16 protein-coding genes and 1 tRNA gene are annotated in these 19,231 nt (G+C 36.8%); 1 reads left to right on the top strand and 16 read right to left on the bottom strand.

Annotated features, from left to right (window positions below):
• Window positions 1–6: 6 nt before the first annotated feature.
• From rlmN to WMO38_RS12760, 12 genes are all read right to left on the bottom strand, one after another.
• Window positions 7–1,053, bottom strand: a complete 1,047-nt coding sequence (gene rlmN / locus WMO38_RS12815; protein ID WP_186836982.1) for a dual-specificity RNA methyltransferase RlmN — start codon at window positions 1,051–1,053, stop codon at window positions 7–9.
• Window positions 1,054–1,055: 2 nt separating this feature from the next.
• Window positions 1,056–2,375 carry a 16S rRNA (cytosine(967)-C(5))-methyltransferase RsmB gene (rsmB, locus tag WMO38_RS12810; protein WP_021866137.1) on the bottom strand — a complete coding sequence of 440 codons (1,320 nt, stop codon included), beginning with the start codon at window positions 2,373–2,375 and terminating at the stop codon, window positions 1,056–1,058.
• Window positions 2,368–3,081: a zinc metallopeptidase gene (locus WMO38_RS12805; RefSeq protein ID WP_021866138.1), complete on the bottom strand. Its 714-nt coding sequence runs from the start codon at window positions 3,079–3,081 to the stop codon at window positions 2,368–2,370. The genes rsmB and WMO38_RS12805 overlap by 8 nt, the downstream gene beginning before the upstream one ends.
• Window positions 3,082–3,132: 51 nt before the next feature.
• A complete protein-coding gene (gene fmt, locus WMO38_RS12800; RefSeq protein WP_349162967.1) occupies window positions 3,133–4,080 on the bottom strand; it encodes a methionyl-tRNA formyltransferase in 948 nt (315 codons plus the stop codon).
• Window positions 4,080–4,553 carry a peptide deformylase gene (gene def / locus WMO38_RS12795; RefSeq protein ID WP_021866140.1) on the bottom strand — a complete coding sequence of 158 codons (474 nt, stop codon included), beginning with the start codon at window positions 4,551–4,553 and terminating at the stop codon, window positions 4,080–4,082. The genes fmt and def overlap by 1 nt, the downstream gene beginning before the upstream one ends.
• Window positions 4,554–4,567: 14 nt before the next feature.
• Window positions 4,568–6,775 carry a replication restart helicase PriA gene (priA, locus tag WMO38_RS12790; RefSeq protein WP_349162966.1) on the bottom strand — a complete coding sequence of 736 codons (2,208 nt, stop codon included), beginning with the start codon at window positions 6,773–6,775 and terminating at the stop codon, window positions 4,568–4,570.
• 31 nt (window positions 6,776–6,806) lie between these two features.
• Complete coding sequence (locus WMO38_RS12785; RefSeq protein ID WP_021866142.1) at window positions 6,807–8,318, bottom strand: UDP-N-acetylmuramoyl-L-alanyl-D-glutamate--2,6-diaminopimelate ligase; 1,512 nt, start codon at window positions 8,316–8,318, stop codon at window positions 6,807–6,809.
• 17 nt (window positions 8,319–8,335) lie between these two features.
• A complete protein-coding gene (locus WMO38_RS12780; RefSeq protein WP_349162965.1) occupies window positions 8,336–10,015 on the bottom strand; it encodes a formate--tetrahydrofolate ligase in 1,680 nt (559 codons plus the stop codon).
• Between the two features lie 16 nt (window positions 10,016–10,031).
• Entirely contained in the window at window positions 10,032–12,827 is a 2,796-nt protein-coding gene (locus WMO38_RS12775) for an FtsK/SpoIIIE family DNA translocase (RefSeq protein WP_349162964.1), read from the bottom strand.
• 151 nt (window positions 12,828–12,978) lie between these two features.
• Window positions 12,979–14,616 carry an ABC-F family ATP-binding cassette domain-containing protein gene (locus WMO38_RS12770; protein ID WP_021866145.1) on the bottom strand — a complete coding sequence of 546 codons (1,638 nt, stop codon included), beginning with the start codon at window positions 14,614–14,616 and terminating at the stop codon, window positions 12,979–12,981.
• Window positions 14,617–14,726: 110 nt separating this feature from the next.
• On the bottom strand, window positions 14,727–15,416 hold the full coding sequence (locus tag WMO38_RS12765) for a hypothetical protein (RefSeq protein WP_349162963.1): 690 nt from the start codon (window positions 15,414–15,416) through the stop codon (window positions 14,727–14,729).
• A 103-nt stretch (window positions 15,417–15,519) separates the two neighbouring features.
• Window positions 15,520–16,344, bottom strand: a complete 825-nt coding sequence (locus WMO38_RS12760; RefSeq protein WP_349162962.1) for a S8 family peptidase — start codon at window positions 16,342–16,344, stop codon at window positions 15,520–15,522.
• A 182-nt stretch (window positions 16,345–16,526) separates the two neighbouring features.
• Between WMO38_RS12760 and arcC the strand changes: the two genes are divergently transcribed.
• The gene (gene arcC, locus WMO38_RS12755; protein WP_186836975.1) at window positions 16,527–17,465 is read left to right on the top strand and encodes a carbamate kinase; all 939 of its coding nucleotides are present in this window, start codon (window positions 16,527–16,529) and stop codon (window positions 17,463–17,465) included.
• A 132-nt stretch (window positions 17,466–17,597) separates the two neighbouring features.
• Here arcC and WMO38_RS12750 read toward each other — a convergent pair whose 3' ends face one another.
• The 4 genes from WMO38_RS12750 to WMO38_RS12735 form a co-directional block, all read right to left on the bottom strand.
• Window positions 17,598–17,786: a hypothetical protein gene (locus WMO38_RS12750; RefSeq protein WP_021866149.1), complete on the bottom strand. Its 189-nt coding sequence runs from the start codon at window positions 17,784–17,786 to the stop codon at window positions 17,598–17,600.
• A gap of 73 nt (window positions 17,787–17,859) precedes the next feature.
• On the bottom strand, window positions 17,860–18,363 hold the full coding sequence (locus WMO38_RS12745; protein WP_349162961.1) for an HD domain-containing protein: 504 nt from the start codon (window positions 18,361–18,363) through the stop codon (window positions 17,860–17,862).
• 48 nt (window positions 18,364–18,411) lie between these two features.
• Window positions 18,412–18,753, bottom strand: a complete 342-nt coding sequence (locus WMO38_RS12740) for a hypothetical protein (RefSeq protein ID WP_349162960.1) — start codon at window positions 18,751–18,753, stop codon at window positions 18,412–18,414.
• Between the two features lie 326 nt (window positions 18,754–19,079).
• Window positions 19,080–19,150 (bottom strand) — tRNA-Trp (locus WMO38_RS12735).
• Window positions 19,151–19,231 lie beyond the last annotated feature (81 nt).

The raw sequence follows: 19,231 nt of genomic DNA, 5'->3' as shown, positions 1-19,231 counted from the left end.
TTACATTCATTTGCCTATATAGCTTTTTCTTAATTGTCCACAGGCACCATCAATATCTCTGCCCATTTCCCTTCTTATAGTAACATTTATTCCATTTTTTTCAAGTTTATTTTTAAAAGCATAAATAGCTTTTTGCTCTGACTGCCTGTAATCTCTTTCTTTAATAGGATTAACCGGAATAAGATTTATATGGCAATTCATCCCTTTCACAAGCGATATCAGCTGCTGTGCACACTCCTCTGTATCATTAACATCTTTTACAAGACTATATTCAAATGAAATTCGTCTGTTAGTCTGCTTTAAATAATACCGGCATGCTTCCATAATCTCTTCAATTGAATATTTATTTGCAATGGGCATCATCGTTTTTCTTAATTCATCATTAGGAGCATGAAGCGATATTGCAAGCGTTATCTGCAGTTTTTTATCTGCCAGCTCTATAATCTTAGGTACAATTCCACATGTCGATACAGTAATATTTCTCGCACTGATATTAAGCCCCTGTTCACTGTTTAACAGACTTAAAAAGCGGATAATATTATCAAAATTATCCATTGGCTCACCAGAACCCATGACTACAACATTATCAACTCTCTCACCGGAAATTTTCTGAATCGTATATATCTGGTCAAGCATCTCTGATGGCGTAAGATTTCTCACACAGCCATCAAGTGTGGACGCACAGAAACGGCATCCCATACGGCAGCCAACCTGTGAAGATATACATACAGAATTACCATGATGATATTTCATAAGAACACTTTCTATAAGATTGCCGTCATATAATTCAAATAGAAATTTTGATGTTCCGTCAATTTTTGAAACCTGCACAGTTTCTGCTTTTAACGCTGTAATTCTGCATTTTTCTTCAAGTTTTTCACGTAGCGGTTTTGATAAATTAGTCATGTCATCAAATGAAACAACAAGTTTTTCATGCAGCCATGAGAAAATCTGCTTTCCACGGAACTTCTTATCTCCCATTGACACAAGAAGTTCTTCAAGTTCATCAATTGTCATTGACTTTATATCTATTCTGTTATCAATATTTTCCATTGTCATTCCGTCCTTTTAAGCCTTGCTATGTAAAATCCGTCTCCTGTGCCGTCCTGAGGCATAATCTGTTCCGGTTTTCCAATGAGTTCAAATGGATAATTATTCACAAGCCATTCAGTATTTTCTGCATTTTCCTCAGGAGTAACCGTACATGTACTATATATAAGTATTCCGTCTTTTTTTACATATTCCCAGACTGTTGAAAGTATTTTCCTCTGAAGTAAAGCGAGTTCTTTTATTTTTTCATATGTAACATTATACTTTATATCCGGCTTTCTTCCTATAATTCCAAGTCCGGAACAAGGCAGGTCACATATAAGCACATCTGCTTTTTCTACACTTTCTTCATCCTTTTTAACAGCATCCCATACTTTATACGTAATATTATCAATCCCAAGTCTTTCAGCATTTTCTTTTATAAGTGATACTTTACGCCCGCTTATATCTCTTGAACTTACATGTCCGATGTCAGCCATTAAAGCAGCATTAATACTCTTTCCACCCGGTGCGGCACACACATCTATAACATACGCATCCCGCTTAATAAAGCCGCCTTGTGATGCAAGCATGGAACTTATATCCTGCACAAAAAACAGTCCATCGCGAAATGACTTCAGTCCGCCAAGATAATCATACCCTGATATTTTCAAAGCATAATCAATTCTTTTATCTATGCCTTCATTTGTAACTGTAACTCCCTCTGCCTCAAGTGCAGCCGTAAGGCCTGCAATATCTGTCTTTTTTGTATTACATCTTATATATGTTGACTTATCTTTGTTAAATGCTTCAAACATTTCTTCTGTTTCATTATCACCGAATTTTTTAAGAAAATATCCTGCAAGCTCCTCCGGAACTGAATATTTTACAGATAAATATTTATCTGTATTCGTACTTTTATCCGGATATTCAATATTATCAATATTTCTTGCTATATTTCTCAAAACACCATTCACGAAACCGCGAAGCGTCCCAAAGTTTTTCTTTACAGCCAGCTTTACCGCTTCATTGCAGACTGCTGAAGCCGGCACACTGTCCATATATTTTAACTGGTAGACAGACATTTCCAGAATAATTCTTATAACATCTTTCTGTTTTTTTACAGGAGTTTTTGAAAAACTGTCTATAATATAATCAAGTTCTATTTTTCTTTCTTCTGTTCCCTGTACAAGTCTTGAGATAAATGAACGCTCATTTTTATCAAGATACTGGTATTTCTTTAAAGCATCCGATAATACAACATGAAGCAGTCCATTATTCTTCTGTACTTCATACAGTATTTCCATAGCTACCTGTCGTAAATTAACCTGCATTTTATCAGTCATCTCTCCGGCCTCTTCCTCCAAAAAGAATTATAAGTCTTAAAAGCTGCAAGATTGCTGTAGCCGCTGCTGCAACGTAAGTAAGTGCAGCAGCTGACAATACTTTTCTTGTCTGGCTTACTTCATCCCTGTAAAGTATACCATTACTTTCCAGCTGTTCAAGAGCTCTTGCAGAAGCGTTAAATTCCACAGGAAGCGTAACAAGCTGAAAAAGCACGGCCGCACTAAACATAATAATACCTATTGTTATAAGTGTCTGGTTAAAGCTTAAAATTGCACCAACTATGATAAATACCCATGAGAGCTGTGAACCGATATTCGCAACAGGCACAAGTGCAGTTCTTAAAGAAAGTGGAAAATATCCTCTTGCATGCTGTATAGCATGACCGCACTCATGTGCCGCAACTCCTATAGCTGCAACAGATGTTGAACCATACACAGATTCCGAAAGATTAAGCACTTTCGTAGATGGGTTATAATGATCTGTTAGTTTACCTGATATCCTCTGTACAGACACATCATTTATTCCGTTTGACTGCAAAATCATTCTTGCTGCCTGTGCACCTGTCATTCCTGACATGCTCGCCACCCTTGAATATTTTGAAAATGCTGAATTAACTCTCCACTGTGCAATAAGTGATATAATAGCTGCAATAATTATCAAAATATATGTCGGGTCAAAATAATATCCGTAATATCCATATGGCATAAGCTGCTACCTCCTTAAATCCAAATACTAACATATATCCACAAAAATCATTTATTTTCCAAGGATATCCCCTGTATTAATATGATTTCCACGTAAAAAATCCTGTGTTTTCATTCTCTTCTTGCCTTCAAGCTGAAGTTCATTGATTTTAAGCGAGTTATCCCCACATTTTACGATAAACGAATTGTTGTCCACATGTGTTATCATTCCGTTCACAACAGATTCACATGATTCACAAACAACATCATCACAAACATCCGCATCCCATATTTTCAACAATTTTCCATTGAAATGTGTAAATGCACTCGGCCACGGATTAAGACCTCTTATAAGTCTCTCAATTCTTGCAGCCTCCATTGAAAAATCTATATTACCAAATGATTTATCAAGCATTTTTACATGAGTTGCTTCAGTCTCATTCTGCTTTACAGGCTTTACTGTACCTTTTTCAAGTTCATCAAGAGTTTTCACCAGAAGAGCAGCACCGACACCGCTTAACTTATCAAAAAGGCTTCCTCCTGTCTCTTTACTATCAAGCTTTACTTTTTCAACAAGAAGAATATCACCGGTATCAATTCCTTCATTCATCATCATTGTTGTTATGCCGGAATACTCACAACCGTCAATTACTGCCCACTGTATCGGCGATGCACCTCTGTACTTTGGAAGAAGTGAAGCATGAACATTGACACATCCATATTTTGGCATATCAAGAATTTCTTTTGAAAGAATCTGTCCGAATGCGACTACTACTATAACATCCGGATTTATCTTTCTAAGTTCATTTACAAACTCTTCATCCCTTGCACGTTTCGGCTGAAGCACTAAAAGTCCTAGTTCAATAGCTGCCTGCTTTACATCTGAAAAACTCATCGCACCGCCTCTTCCTTTCGGTTTATCAGGCTGTGTGACAACTGCTGCAACTTCATGTCCTGCTTCTACAATTGCCTTTAATGTACCAACTGAAAAATCAGGCGTTCCCATAAATACAACTTTCATTAATTTTCTTCTGCCTCCTCTGTATCCATAAGCGGTCCTTCCGCTTTATCAACATACATTATTCCGTTAAGATGGTCTATTTCATGGCAGAGACATCTTGCCAGAAGTTCTGTGCCCTCGACAATTATTTCATCCATATTTTCATCAAGAGCCTTAACCTTTGCATAATTGGGTCTTGTCACAATGCCCACTTTTCCTGGAACAGAAAGGCAGCCCTCCTGACCTGTCTGTTCTCCGCTTGTCTCAAGAATTTCAGGATTAATAAGTACCAGTGGCTGGTCACCGCAGTCAATTACAACTATTCTTTTTCTTATTCCTACCTGTGGTGCAGCAAGTCCGCATCCGTTTGCATCATACATAGTTTCAAACATGTCATCGATTAATTCCTCAATCTTAGGTGTCATCTCTGTAACTTCTTTTGCCTGCTTTTTTAAAATCTCATCTCCGAGTATTCTAATGTTTCTTAATGCCATTATGCATTACCTCCTTAATCAAAATTAAACTGTACACTTACATTCTTATATAATATATTATCCTTTACATGCACTTCTATATTATCTTTAAATTGCGTAAGCCTCTCATAATCAGCCGCCTTAACATATAATACCTGTGTATAAATATCATTGAGCTTATATACCTGCGGAACAACGGGACCTGTTATAAAAAGCTTTTTATCGTCTGCCATGTCTGAAAATTTTTTCATATCATCACATGATTTTTCAAGATTTCCTTCATTCTTTGATGAAATTTTTACTTCAAGCATATGCATTACCGGCGGATATCCCATAAGTTTCCTGAATGATATTTCATCATCATAAAACATTTCATAATCCTGTTTTTGTGCAGCCACAATACTATAATTATCCGGCGTATATGTCTGTATTATAACATCACCGTGAAGATTTTTTCTTCCGGCACGCCCTGCCGCCTGGACAAGCAGCTGAAATGTTCTCTCTCCTGCCCTGAAATCGCTTGTATACAAAGACATATCTGCCGCAAGCACACCTACCAGTGTAACATCTGGAAAATCATGGCCTTTTACAATCATCTGTGTGCCTACAAGCACATCTGCATTATGAGCTGCAAATTCTGAAATTATTTTTTCATGCCCATCCTTACCTGATGTTGTATCCATATCCATCCTGAGAACTCTTATTCCCGGAAATGTTTTTTTCAGCATTTCCTCAACCTGCTGTGTCCCGGCTTTAAATCCAGAGATATATCTTGAACCACACTTGGGACATAACTTAACAGACCCAGTCTGATATCCGCAGTAATGGCATACAAGCCTGCCATTATTATGTGATGTCAAAGAAATATCACAATGTGGACATTTCATGACATAACCACACGAACGGCATGAAATAAAACCGGCATAACCTCTTTTATTAAGAAAAAGCATTATCTGCTGTTTTTTTCTTATTCTGTCTTCAATCAGTTCTTTTAACTTTCTTGAAAATATCGAACGGTTCCCCTGTTTTAATTCTTCTCTTAAATCTACCACGGCAACGTCCGGCATATCTGCCCCCGCAGCTCTGTTCTTTAATTCATAAAGCTTATATATGCCTTTTTTTGCATTATAATAACTTTCAACCGACGGAGTTGCAGAGCCAAGCACAACAGAAGCATTTTTTGTCTCCGCTATGTGAATTGCCGTCTGCCTTGCATGATATGATGGTGTCTGCTCGCTTTTATATGCCATTTCATGCTCTTCATCTATAACTATAAGTCCAAGATTTGAAAATGGTGTGAACAAAGCAGACCTGGGTCCTATTATCACATCAATCTCACCTCTCATAGCCCTTAAAAACTGGTCATAACGCTCCCCTTTGGACATTCTTGAATTAAGAATTGAAACTCTCTCACCGAATCTGTCATAAAATCTTTTTACAGTCTGAAATGTCAATGCAATTTCAGGTATAAGCATAACAGCCTGTTTTCCCTGTCTGACAACATGTTCAATCATATTGATATAGCAGAGAGTTTTTCCACTTCCTGTCACACCATGAATAAGATATGTTTTTCTTATTCCTCTATCATAATCACCTATAAAATCATCAACAATATTTTTTTGTTCATTATTAAGGCTTATCTTATCTTCCTGTATTTCATCTTCTTTTACAGGATTCCTGTATAGCTGCCTTGAAATAATCTGTATTATTCCATCGTTTTCCAACGATTTTATTGTCGAAGGCGATATGCCTGTTTCATTTTTCAGCACATCCATATCTGCTTCTTCTCTATCAGAAAGATACTCTATGAGTTTCTCCTTTGACGGTGATTTTCTCTTCGCATTTTTTATAAATTCTTTTGCTTCTTCTTTTGTAACATTAAGCTTTATATGCTTTTTTTCTTTCTGCCTGATTTTTTCTTTGACAGGAATTACTGTTTTTAAAGCCTGATTCATAGTTCCGCCGTAATTATGTTTAAGCCATGCTGCAAGCTTTATCATATCTTCAACAGCTTTTACACGATTAGGAACGACACTGTCTATGTCTTTTATTCTTTCTTCATCAAACTCTGCTTTCGATGTAAGTTCTATAACATAGCCTGTTATAATACGATTTCCCCTTCCAAACGGAATATTAACCATAACTCCTGTATCTATCTGCGAAAGTAATGCATCGGGTACATGATATTGAAATGTTTTATCTAATTGTTCATGTGAAATATCAACAATAATATTTGCGTACATCCGTCACACCCTTTCACATATTTTTGCAGCTTTATCTTTTCCAGCCTTCTGATTCAAGTTCTTTAACAACTTCTTTTATAAGAACTCTCTCATCCATAGGATATTTTACACCTTTTATTTCCTGATAATCTTCATGTCCTTTTCCTGCCAGAACAATAATATCGCCATTTTGTGCATTTTTTATTGCATATTTTATTGCTTCTTTTCTGTCAGGAATATCAACATGCTTTCCTGTTGTCTTTGAAATACCTGTCTTAATGTCCTCAATAATATCAAGAGGTTCCTCAAATCTTGGATTATCTGATGTGATTATTGTAAGATCAGCAAGCTTTCCGGAAACTTCTCCCATTTCAAAACGTCTTTCCTTTGAGCGGTTGCCGCCACATCCGAAAAGACATACAAGTCTGTTAGGATTGTATTCTTTTAATGTTTCAAGTATACTTTTCAATGCCATTGCATTATGTGCATAATCTATCATAAGTGTAAATCGGTCAGATACAGGAACTATCTCTATTCTGCCTTTTACCTTAACTTCATACAGCATTTTTTCAAGCGTATCTTTATCCACATTAAAATGTCTCGTAACAGCTATTGCACACAGTGAATTATACACTGAAAACTTACCCGGCAGTTTTAATGTAACAGGCATGTTCACAAGCCCCTCACAGTCATAACTAAGTCCTATTTTTCCCGGTTCATGGAAAAGCGTTATATTTTTTGCACGAATATCAGCCTTATCTGATATACCATAACTTTCAATACTGCATGTTGCATGTTCAAGAATTTTTGGCGTATGTTCATCATCGGCATTGACAATGCCAACCTTACACTGTGAAAAAAGCTTTGCCTTACATTCAAGATATTCCTCAAATGATGCATGTTCATTAGGTCCTATATGGTCTGGCTCAAGATTTGTAAATACGCCTATGTCAAACATAATTCCGGCAGTACGGTCAAGCTTTAACCCCTGTGATGACACTTCCATTACAACAGCCTTACATCCCTGTTCAGCCATTTTCGCAAAACTTTTATGAATATCGTAAGACTCCGGTGTCGTATTGCATGCCGGCGTATGTTCATCTCCTATAATTGTCTCAATAGTACCTATAAGACCGGTCTTAATTCCACATGCGTCAAGAACATTCTTGACCATATATGTTGTTGTTGTCTTGCCTTTTGTTCCTGTAATTCCAATTGTAAAAAGCTTTTTTGCCGGATTGCCAAAATAGTTTGCCGACATAACTGCAAGTGCAAGTCTTGTATTCTGTGCTTTGACAATTGTTATATCTGAAGGAATCTCTTTTATAAGAGAAGCCGTTTCATCATTTCCAAGTGCACTATCCTGAATTACAATTACTCCTGCTTTCTTTTGTATAACCTGTGGAATATATTTGTGTCCATCACTCACAGCTCCGGTGATACATATAAACACACCATTCTCAGTAACTTTTCTTGAGTCAGAAGTAAGAGAAGTTATCTCACATTCAAAACCTTTTTGTACAATTTCACATTCCAGTCCCTGTAAAAGTTCTGATAATTTCATGCAGTTCTCCTTTCATATTAAAACAGACCTGTTATTTTACCTGATTCTTCATCATAATTAATATTTTCGGCAGCCGGATGAGTAGGCAGTCCCGGCATTGTAAGTATTTTTCCTGTAAGTATTACAACAAATCCGGCACCGGCATCAACATATGCCTCTCTTACATTTATTGTAAAGTTTTCCGGTCTTCCGAGAAGCTTAGGATTATCAGAAAGTGAATACTGTGTTTTAGCTATACATACAGGAAAGTTTCCAAATCCCATCTGCTCAATATGCTGTAATTCTTTTGTAGCTGCATCGTCATATGTAACACCATCTGCACCATATATTTCTTTTGCAACTTTTTCAATCTTTTCTTTAAGCGAATCTGAATCTTCATAAATTGGTTTATATTCAGCTTTCTTATTTTCTATACTCTCTATTACCTTTTCTGCAAGCTCAAGACCGCCTTCGCCGCCTTTCTCCCATACTTTTGCAAGTGCGAACTCACAGCCTGCATCTTCACAATGCTTCTTTATAAATTCATATTCTTCCTGTGTATCTGTTATAAATGCATTAAGTGTAACTACAACAGGTATGCCGAACTTCTGCATATTTTCAATATGTTTGTCAAGATTAACAATGCCGGCTTTAAGTGCGTCCATATTTTCTTCACCCAGCTTATCTTTTGCAACACCACCATTATATTTAAGTGCTCTTACTGTAGCAACAATGACAACTGCATCCGGTTTTAATCCTGAGAGACGACATTTTATATCAAGGAACTTTTCTGCCCCGAGGTCAGCTCCAAATCCGGCTTCTGTAACAGCATAATCTGATAATTTTAATGCAAGTCTCGTAGCTCTTACTGAATTACATCCATGTGCAATATTGGCAAATGGTCCGCCATGAACAAGTACAGGTGTATGTTCAAGTGTCTGTACCATATTAGGCTTAATTGCGTCTGCAAGAAGTGCCGCCATAGAACCGGTTGCCTTTAAATCATCTGCTGTAACAGGTTCACCGTCAACATTATATGCAACTATTACTCTTCCAAGACGATCCTTTAAATCTTTCATATCCTTTGCAAGACATAAAACAGCCATTATTTCTGATGCAACTGTTATGATAAAATGATCTTCTCTCATAACACCGTCCATACGTCCGCCCATGCCGATTACGATATTTCTTAATGTTCTGTCATTCATATCCATGCAGCGTTTCCAAACGATATGCTTGGTATCAATTCTTAATTCATTGCCATGCATAATATGATTATCAAGCATTGCTGCAAGAAGGTTATTTGCAGATGTTATTGCATGAAAATCTCCTGTAAAATGAAGATTGAGTTCTTCCATAGGCACTACCTGTGAATATCCACCACCTGCTGCACCGCCTTTTATTCCAAAACATGGACCAAGTGAAGGCTCTCTTAATGCTGCAACTGATTTTTTGCCCATCTTATTAAGTGCCTGTGTAAGCCCTATCGTTATTGTTGTCTTTCCCTCTCCAGCCGGTGTAGGGTTAATTGCTGTTACAAGGATAAGCTTTCCATCTTTTTTATCTTCAAGTTTTGAATATAAATCATCAGAAATCTTTGCCTTATACTTACCATAAAGTTCAAGGTCATCTTCTGCAACGCCTACTTTTGCTGCCACCTCTCTTATATCAAGCATCTGTGCTTCCTGTGCTATTTCAATATCACTCTTTACGCCCATGTCTGTTCTCCTTTAATTATAAATTATTTTTCTTTAAGTATTCTTCAAACTCTTCGGCTGTCATCAATATCTTTCTCGGCTTTGTTCCAAGTTCCGGACCTACAACGCCGGCATCTGCAAGCTGGTCCATTATTCGTCCGGCTCTGTTAAATCCGATTTTATAATATCTTTGCAGCATTCCAATAGAACCTTTTTCTTTTTCTATTACAAATCGTCCCGCATCGGCAAAATAACTGTCTTTTTCATTATCCTGTCCTGACACATTTCCCGCTGCTGCCGTCATGGTATTAGTCACTTCTTCGTTATATGTAACTTCCTGCTGCATATGTTCTTTTAAGAAATCGACAACTTTTCCAACTTCATCATCTGATACAAATGCTCCCTGCACACGTACAGGCTTTGGATATCCCGATGGGAAGAATAACATATCACCTTTACCAAGCAGCTTTTCTGCACCATTCATATCAATAATAATTCTCGAATCAACACCTGATGATACCGAAAATGCAATTCTTGATGGTACATTCGCCTTGATAAGACCTGTTATAACATTAACTGACGGTCTCTGTGTTGCAATTATAAGGTGAATACCCGCTGCTCTTGCAAGCTGTGCAAGACGGCAGATTGAATCTTCAACCTCTCCCGGTGCAACCATCATAAGGTCTGCAAGCTCATCTATAATAATTACAATCTGTGGCATCTTTTCAGGCGGTGTCTCGCCTTCACCAACCTGTATCTTTGATACCTTAGCATTGTATCCTTTCAAATCCCTGACCGCCATTTTTGCAAAAAGCTTATATCTCTTCGTCATCTCGTCAACAGCCCAGTTCAATGCTCCAGACGCCTTCTTCGGGTCTGTCACAACCGGAGTTAAAAGATGTGGAATTCCGTTGTATACACTAAGTTCAACAACCTTAGGGTCAATCATTATAAGCTTGACATCTTCAGGATTTGCCCTGTAAAGAATACTCATAATAATTGTATTTATACATACAGACTTACCTGAGCCTGTCGCACCTGCAATAAGAAGATGCGGCATCTTTGCTATATCTGCTATTATAGGTTTTCCGGCAATATCTTTTCCAGCTGCAAATGCAATCTGAGATGTATTGTTTTTAAATGCATCCGTCTCTATAAGTTCCCTTAAAGATACACTTCCCGCTTCTTTATTTGGAACTTCGATTCCTATTGCGGCTTTTCCCGGAATTGGTGCCTCTATTCGGATATCTGCTGCTGCAAGATTAAGTTTTATATCATCTGACAGTGATACAATCTTACTTACTTTAACACCCTGCTCCGGCTGCAGTTCATATCTTGTAACTGCAGGTCCGCAGCTAATATCTGTGATAGTAACTTTAACACCGAAGTTCTGCAATGTCTGCTGCAGCCGCATTGCAGTTTCTTTATTTTCACGCGATTGTCCGGCTTTATCTGTACCTTTTCCTCTGTTAAGCAGGCTGACAGGTGGAAAAACATATTCCTGTTTCTTTTTATCCACACTATTTTCCATCCGGATTTCTTCAGTTTCTTCTAATTGACTATCTGATTCAGCCATGTCTGCTGTATTGGTTCTATTATCTGAAGTTACTGATATATCTGTATCCTCTGCCGGACTCTCATATGTATTATCATATGAATTAGTGTCTGTACCTTCATTTGGGTTTCCATATGAATTTTCATATAAATCTTCATTTGAATTTTCATTTGAATCTTCATATAAATCAACACCTGAACTATCAGATAAATCAATATATGAATCATTCTCTATATGTTCTTCTATATTATCATCTACATTTTCCTGCATATATTCAAATGAGTCACCCGGATCATATATATCTGCCGAATATTCATCATGCACTGATATATCAGGTACAATCTCATGCACATCCACACTTTTTACAGCCTCTTCTTTCTTCGGAAGCTGTGTATCAAGTGTCACACCGTGTGCTTTTTTATTCATTCTTTTCCTTGCACGCTCTTCCTGCCTCTCATATTTTTCCTGAAGCTTTGCCTCTTTTTCACGACGCCGTCTAGCAAGATATTCTTCCTGTGTTTCTTCATCTTCATCATCATACATATCACGACCCGCAAGACGCTCATTTGAATGTTCCCTGTAAATATCATAATCCTGTTTTGCAGCCATCATCATACGTGAACCATTCTTTTTAACCTTTAAAATACCATTAATAAATGATTTTTCCGTAATTACAATAATACATATAATTGCAAGAATAATAAGGACAACCATTGTTCCCCAGAATCCCATAGGCGAAAGGATTCTACATAAAATTCCTCCAAATAATCCTCCACCGGATTTATAATCAGCACTGTATGTAAAAAATTCCATAATTCCTGCATCGGCTATCTTAGGTTCATTAACAATTCTTAACCATACAGCTGATAAAATTATTGTAAAAATATATACTGCTGCCGTCTTAATTCTTGCTACAGCAATAATATTCTTATTGGAAATCATAAAAACAAGCGTAAATGCCATAATTACAGGAAATATATATTCTACTACGCCAAACAGCCCGAACATAAACCATTTAATGCCTTTACCGACACTTCCTACAAGATTAAAATTACTCAGAATAAGAATAAGTGCAACAGCAAAAGACAAAAGTACCATAACTTCATCCTGCATTTTGGCACCATAAGCAGCTTTAGCAGCTGCTTCCTGTTTTGTCTGTCTTGTACTTTTCTTTGCCGAAGAATTTGTGGTTTTTCTTTTAGCGGCACTTTTCTGCGTTGTTTTACTACTTTTACCTGAGCGTTCCGGCACGTCTTTTTTCTTTCTGCTTTCCGCCATTTTCTTTCCTCCACTTTCAGCTCTGATATCTGCTGCCGGATGCAATGCAGACAATTAGCCATTATTTTGCATATTTTAATATTATACCATTTACCAGCAGTTAAAACAAGCCTGTATCCCAATGGGACACAGGCTTGTGTACATCATAATATTAATCCTCATCATCATTTGCTGCTTCAGCAAATCCCTGACGTTTTCTTGCCATCTCATCACTCTCAAGATATTCATCATATGTTGTGATTTTATCAATAAGCTGTCCGCTTGGAACAATCTCCATGATTCTGTTGGCAGTTGTCTGTATAAACTGATGGTCATGCGATGTAAATAATGAAACACCGCTAAACTTAATAAGACCATTATTAAGTGCTGTAATAGATTCCATATCAAGATGGTTTGTAGGGTCATCAAATATAAGTACATTAGCACCCATAATCATCATCTTTGAAATAAGGCACCTTACCTTCTCACCACCTGAAAGGACCTTAACCTTCTTTACTCCGTCTTCACCTGCAAAAAGCATTCTTCCAAGGAAACCTCTTACATATGTTGGGTCCGGATCCGGTGAGTACTGTGTAAGCCACTCCACAATAGTATCGTCGCAGTTAAATTCTGCTGCACTATCCTTAGGGAAATATGCTCTTGATGTCGTAACTCCCCATTTGAAGCTTCCTTCATCCGGTTCCATCTCACCCGTAAGAATTTTGAAAAGTGTTGTTGTTGCAAGCTCATTTGAGCCTACGAATGCAATCTTATCATCATGTCCAACAATAAATGAAATATTGTCAAGCACCTTTACACCATCAATAGTCTTAGAAATTCCTTCTACCTGAAGAACTTCATTACCAATCTCTCTTGCCGGTCTGAAATCAATGTATGGGTACTTTCTGCTTGATGGTCTGATTTCATCAAGCTCAATTTTCTCCAATGCTCTCTTTCTTGAAGTAGCCTGCTTAGATTTAGATGCATTAGCAGAGAATCTCTGAATGAAATCCTGAAGTTCCTTAATCTTTTCTTCCTTCTTCTTATTGGCCTCTTTCATCTGCTTAATAAGAAGCTGGCTTGACTCATACCAGAAATCATAATTACCTGCATAAAGCTGAATCTTTGCATAGTCAATATCAGCAATCTGTGTGCATACTTTATTAAGGAAATAACGGTCATGTGATACAACAATTACAGTATTCTCAAAATTAATAAGGAACTCTTCAAGCCATGCAATAGCATCAAGATCCAGATGGTTCGTAGGCTCATCAAGAAGAAGTATATCCGGATTACCAAATAAAGCCTTTGCAAGAAGAACCTTAACCTTTTCACTACCATTAAGCTCTGACATAAGTTTATAATGCAAATCTGTTGTAACACCAAGTCCGTTAAGAAGCTGTGCCGCATCAGACTCTGCTTCCCATCCGTTCATATCAGCAAACTCTGCTTCAAGCTCACTTGCCTTATTGCCATCTTCTTCCGTAAAATCTTCCTTTGCATATATTGCTTCTTTTTCTTTCATTATTTCATAAAGACGCTCATTGCCACGGATTACGGTATCAAGAACAACACAGTCATCATACTTGAAGTGATCCTGCTCCAGGAATGAAAGTCTTTGTCCAGGTGTGATACTCACATCACCTTTACTCGGTTCAATCTGTCCTGTAAGTATTTTAAGAAATGTTGACTTGCCGGCACCGTTTGCACCAATAAGACCATAGCAGTTGCCTTCCGTAAACTTAATATTAACATCTTCAAAGAGTGCTTTCTTACCAATACGAAGTGTTACATTATTTGCACTAATCATTAAAAAATTTCCTCCAAAACTAAAATACTGCATTTAACTCAAATGTACACCGTTTTATGCAGGCTTTTTATCAAAAGCAACGCATAAAACGGCAATATAAATATAGTATACTATAAATTCTTAATCATATCAAGCATACAGTAGTTCATCGCTGTTAATTCATCATCACATGTCGCATTATCAGCCAGAATATTTGACAAAACTGTATCAATACACAGCTTGCTCCTTCTTACATTATCAGTATATATGTCATTTCCTTTACTCTTCTGAACAGACAGCCTGTCTCTCCAGTAAATCTTTGCAATAGCAGCCGTCACATTCTGTAAATCCATATTCTTTGGAATACTCAATAAATATGTTTTTTCAAGCCACTCTGCCCTCTTAGGTATCTTTTTTAATATTCTGTCATTATATATTGTAAAAACTGTAATATTACAACTCTGAAACAGCTGCATTGCAATATCAAGCTTAATTAAGCCTTCTGCCTCTGAAAAAAGTTCATCCGATGCTATCACGACCACATACTTTTCCCATAAAAATCTGCTATATAATTCATCATATGTCATGTTGTCGAATTCGCTGCCAGAATCCTGTATATCATAACATATCTCAAATCCTCTGCTCCTGCTTCTCTTCTTCCCGGACATGTAAACCTTCGATTCATCAGCTGCCATCATACATTCGCCCAAATCATATGATTCTTTATGAATATCTATTCCATATCCTTCAAGCCTTGTTTGTAAATCCTCCGCTATAACTTCGATGCTGCCCTTCTTCCCTTTTTCATAAATAAGTATCACTTCCCTGTTCTTCTCCTAAATATTTAATTTGAACGCCTGTAATAAGTATACCATTATTTTTATATAAATGCTATTACTTTTTTCGTTTTTTTATAATAATATTTCATCCGGTAACAAACTTTCTGATATCCAGCACTCCCCATCCCTGTTTTTCCGATGGCACGTTTATCTTTTTACAGCAGCTTTTCATCCATATCTTTACCTCTTTAGGAGTAATATCTGGATTGTTTTTAATAAGTCGTGCCACGGCCCCTGAAACTACTGGTGCCGCCATAGAGGTACCACTTTTTGAAGAATACCTTCCCTGATGATTGTTACATGCAATAATATTACTTCCCGTAACAACAACCTCAGGTTTTACGATACACTCCCTTGTCGGTCCTCTTCCGGAAAAAAAATTCTTATCATCAAATGCACCTACCGTTATAATTTTTTTACTTATTCCCGGTGCGGTAACACTTGCATTTCCCGGTCCATTATTCCCCGCCGCCGCAACAACAACTATTCCGGAATCCCACATTTTTTCAACTGCCATGATAAGTGCATAATCATCCTCTCCTGTCTCAATTGCCGGTCCATTCTCCATTTTTGCACGCGTCCCAAATGAAATATTCACAACTCTTATATTCATAGCCGATTTATTTTCTATAATCCAGCCGGCTGCCTCCACAACATTTTCTATCTTGCCATTTCCTGATTTATCAAGCACCTTCACACTTACAAGAAATGTATCCGGTGCAATTCCCCTGTATTTTCCATTAGAACCTTTTCCGCTCCCGGCAATTATTCCTGCAACATGCGTACCATGACCATTATCATCGTATAAATATTTTTTTCTTCCGACAAAATCTGCAAATCCAGCTATCCTTGTATCAAAATCCATATGTCTGAAAATTCCGGTATCCATAACAGCAACACTGACATACATTTTAATTCCCCACTCAACACTGTTTTCAAAATTTATTTCAATCGATTTTTAATTTATATTTTCACTTCTTTTAATTTTCAAAAAAAGCACGTAATAATTTGCTTTTTGTATGTAAATATCTTATAATAATTTATTATATGTACACATTTTTAAATTGTGCTACGATAAAACGGAGGCTGATTATGAATAATAAAAGAATTGTTGTTGCTCTTGGAAGAAATGCATTCGGTGAAACATTCCCTGAGCAGCAGACTAATGTTAAAAAAGCTGCCTGTGCTATAGCTGACCTCGTAGAAGCTAAATACCAGGTTGTAATTACACACAGTAACGGACCACAGGTTGGAATGATTCAGACAGCCATGACTGAATTTGCCCGTTTGAATCCTGACGACAGAACAGTTGCACCAATGTCTGTTTGTGGTGCAATGAGCGAAGGTTATATAGGATATGACTTACAGAATGCTATAAGAGAAGAACTTTTAAATCGTGGTATTTACAAAACAGTATCTACAATCATCACACAGGTACGCGTTGACCCATTTGATATTGCATTCAGTGAACCATCAAAGATTATCGGACGATATATGACAAAAGAAGAAGCTGAAGCTGAAGAAGAAAAAGGTAACTATGTTACAGAAGAAGAACCTGGTAAATTCAGAAGAATCATAGCATCTCCTATGCCAATTGACATTTATGAAATTGATGCTGTCAAAGCTCTTCTTGATGCAGACCAGATTGTAATCGCTGCCGGCGGCGGCGGAATTCCTGTTCTTCAGCAGGGTTCACACCTCAAAGGTGCAAGTGCTATCATTGAGAAAGATTACACTGCAGCTAAACTTGCGGAACTTGTAGATGCAGAAACACTTCTTTTCCTTACTGCTTATGACAAACTTACAATCGGAAACGGAACTCCTGACGAAAAGTCATTTGATAATGTTACTGCATCAGATTTACATGGCTACATAAAAGCTGGTCATTTCCCTGCAAAGACTACTTTCCCAAAAGTTGATGCATCAATTCGATTTGTAACTGCCGATTCAAGCCGTAAAGCTGTAATATCTAACCTAGATAAAGCAAAACTCAGCCTTGCCGGAAAGAGCGGCACAACAATCACAGCTTAAAAGTGATTAATTAATAAAGAAAAACCAGAGCGTATGTATTAATTACGTTACCGCTCTGGTTTTATTTATGCTTCAAACTTTACTTGCTAATAAAATTTAGAATCTTTTATTTTCTTTTTCGTCACTGCTCTATTATTCTGCACTCTGTGTAGACTCAAGCTGTTGCTGATTATATATCTCAGTCTGAACATCCAACAGAAAATACTGTAATCCTATTAATACCGCTGCTAAAACCATTATAAAAATCAATGCAACAATTGGATTAACCTTTTTTTTCTGTGGCTGATTATTTTTGAACATCTTTCCGTTAACGTTTGGCATAACTCCTCCTGAAATGTAATTAAAATCTTATCTAAAATTATATAAATAATCCCAATCCATAAAAGTACAGCTTTTATAAATTAAGATAATTATTCTCCAAAACTGCAATTCCTGTCGTAGTTTTAAAAATCTTTTCTTTAAAATTCTCTATCGCATCACTGCTAAGCCTATCTTCATCCGCGTTAACAAGAAAATCTGCTTCAACTAAAATCTGATAGTCCATGCCATCAATATTAGTGTATGTATGATGATGTGCTATTAGATACATAACCCTTTCTACAAAATCATCCGGGTATCCAAGTTCGTCCAGAATCTTCTTTGCAACAGGAGGTCCCTCCAACTGCTGGTAATGTCCTGCACTTGAATTATACTTCTGTTCTGCCACCTTGATACCTACATCATGCAAAACAGCCGTAACCTCCAGAATCTCCTGCATGCTGTCATCAAGATTCTCACACTCACCAATCATCTTAACATAACCATAAACTTTAAGAAAATGATTTATTCTTCTTACGTCATCTCCAAAGTATTCAATTACTTTATATATAACATTTCCTACTTTGTTATTAGTATACATAATGTTTACCTCTTAATCAATAAAATCTTATTAAATTGATTATAACATTTACATAAAAATCAAGCCACATTTATTGCATACAAATCTATGTTGATAATATGTCCCACACTGTTGAACAACTTTTTCTTTTTTATTTACTAACGTAAAAGGTCTAAATGGATTTAGGTTAGCTGTATACCTTGTTTTAACTCTACCGGGTACATTTATTGGAATTTGAGTATGTGAACACTCCCAACTTCCACACCTCGGGCAATAAACTTCTTGTAATGTATTGCCAACAGGTCTATAAACCCCTTTAAAATCAGGATTTAATTGTGGTTGTCTTTGCTGAATCTGCTTCGGTTGTTGATTATACATTCCAATACTCAATAGTTTTTGCAAAAGTGACATATTAAAGCACCTCCATATCTTTGTTATCTCAAATATATTCTCTTGTAATATTTTTGTCAATCTACATAAATGGATGTTTAAATTGTTTCATTATATTATATTTCTATAATTATCACCTCGTATTAAATTTTGACATAAAAAGATGGATTATCTGCCATAAATTAATCAGTTATACATCAAAAATAAGTAAAAAAATAACGCCTTCACGGCGTTTCATAACTTTAATTACTTCTTAAATTTTAACAAAAACTGATGACGTTCAGAATTCCACATTCGTCCAGTATTTATGTGACTTCACACAGCATTTTTGATTTTTAAAATCGTAGCAGGGGTGGAGAGAATCGAACTCCCACCAAAGGTTTTGGAGACCCCTATGATACCACTTCACCACACCCCTATGCCAAAGGATTGCTCCCTCAAAACTGCACATTAAATATATCTTTTTTCATCCGATTACCTTTAAAGATAACTCTCGTTC

The organism is Lachnospira hominis (ex Hitch et al. 2025) (assembly GCF_040096395.1).
GTDB lineage: Bacteria > Bacillota > Clostridia > Lachnospirales > Lachnospiraceae > Lachnospira > Lachnospira hominis.
This window is presented reverse-complemented; position numbering and strand designations above follow the sequence as displayed.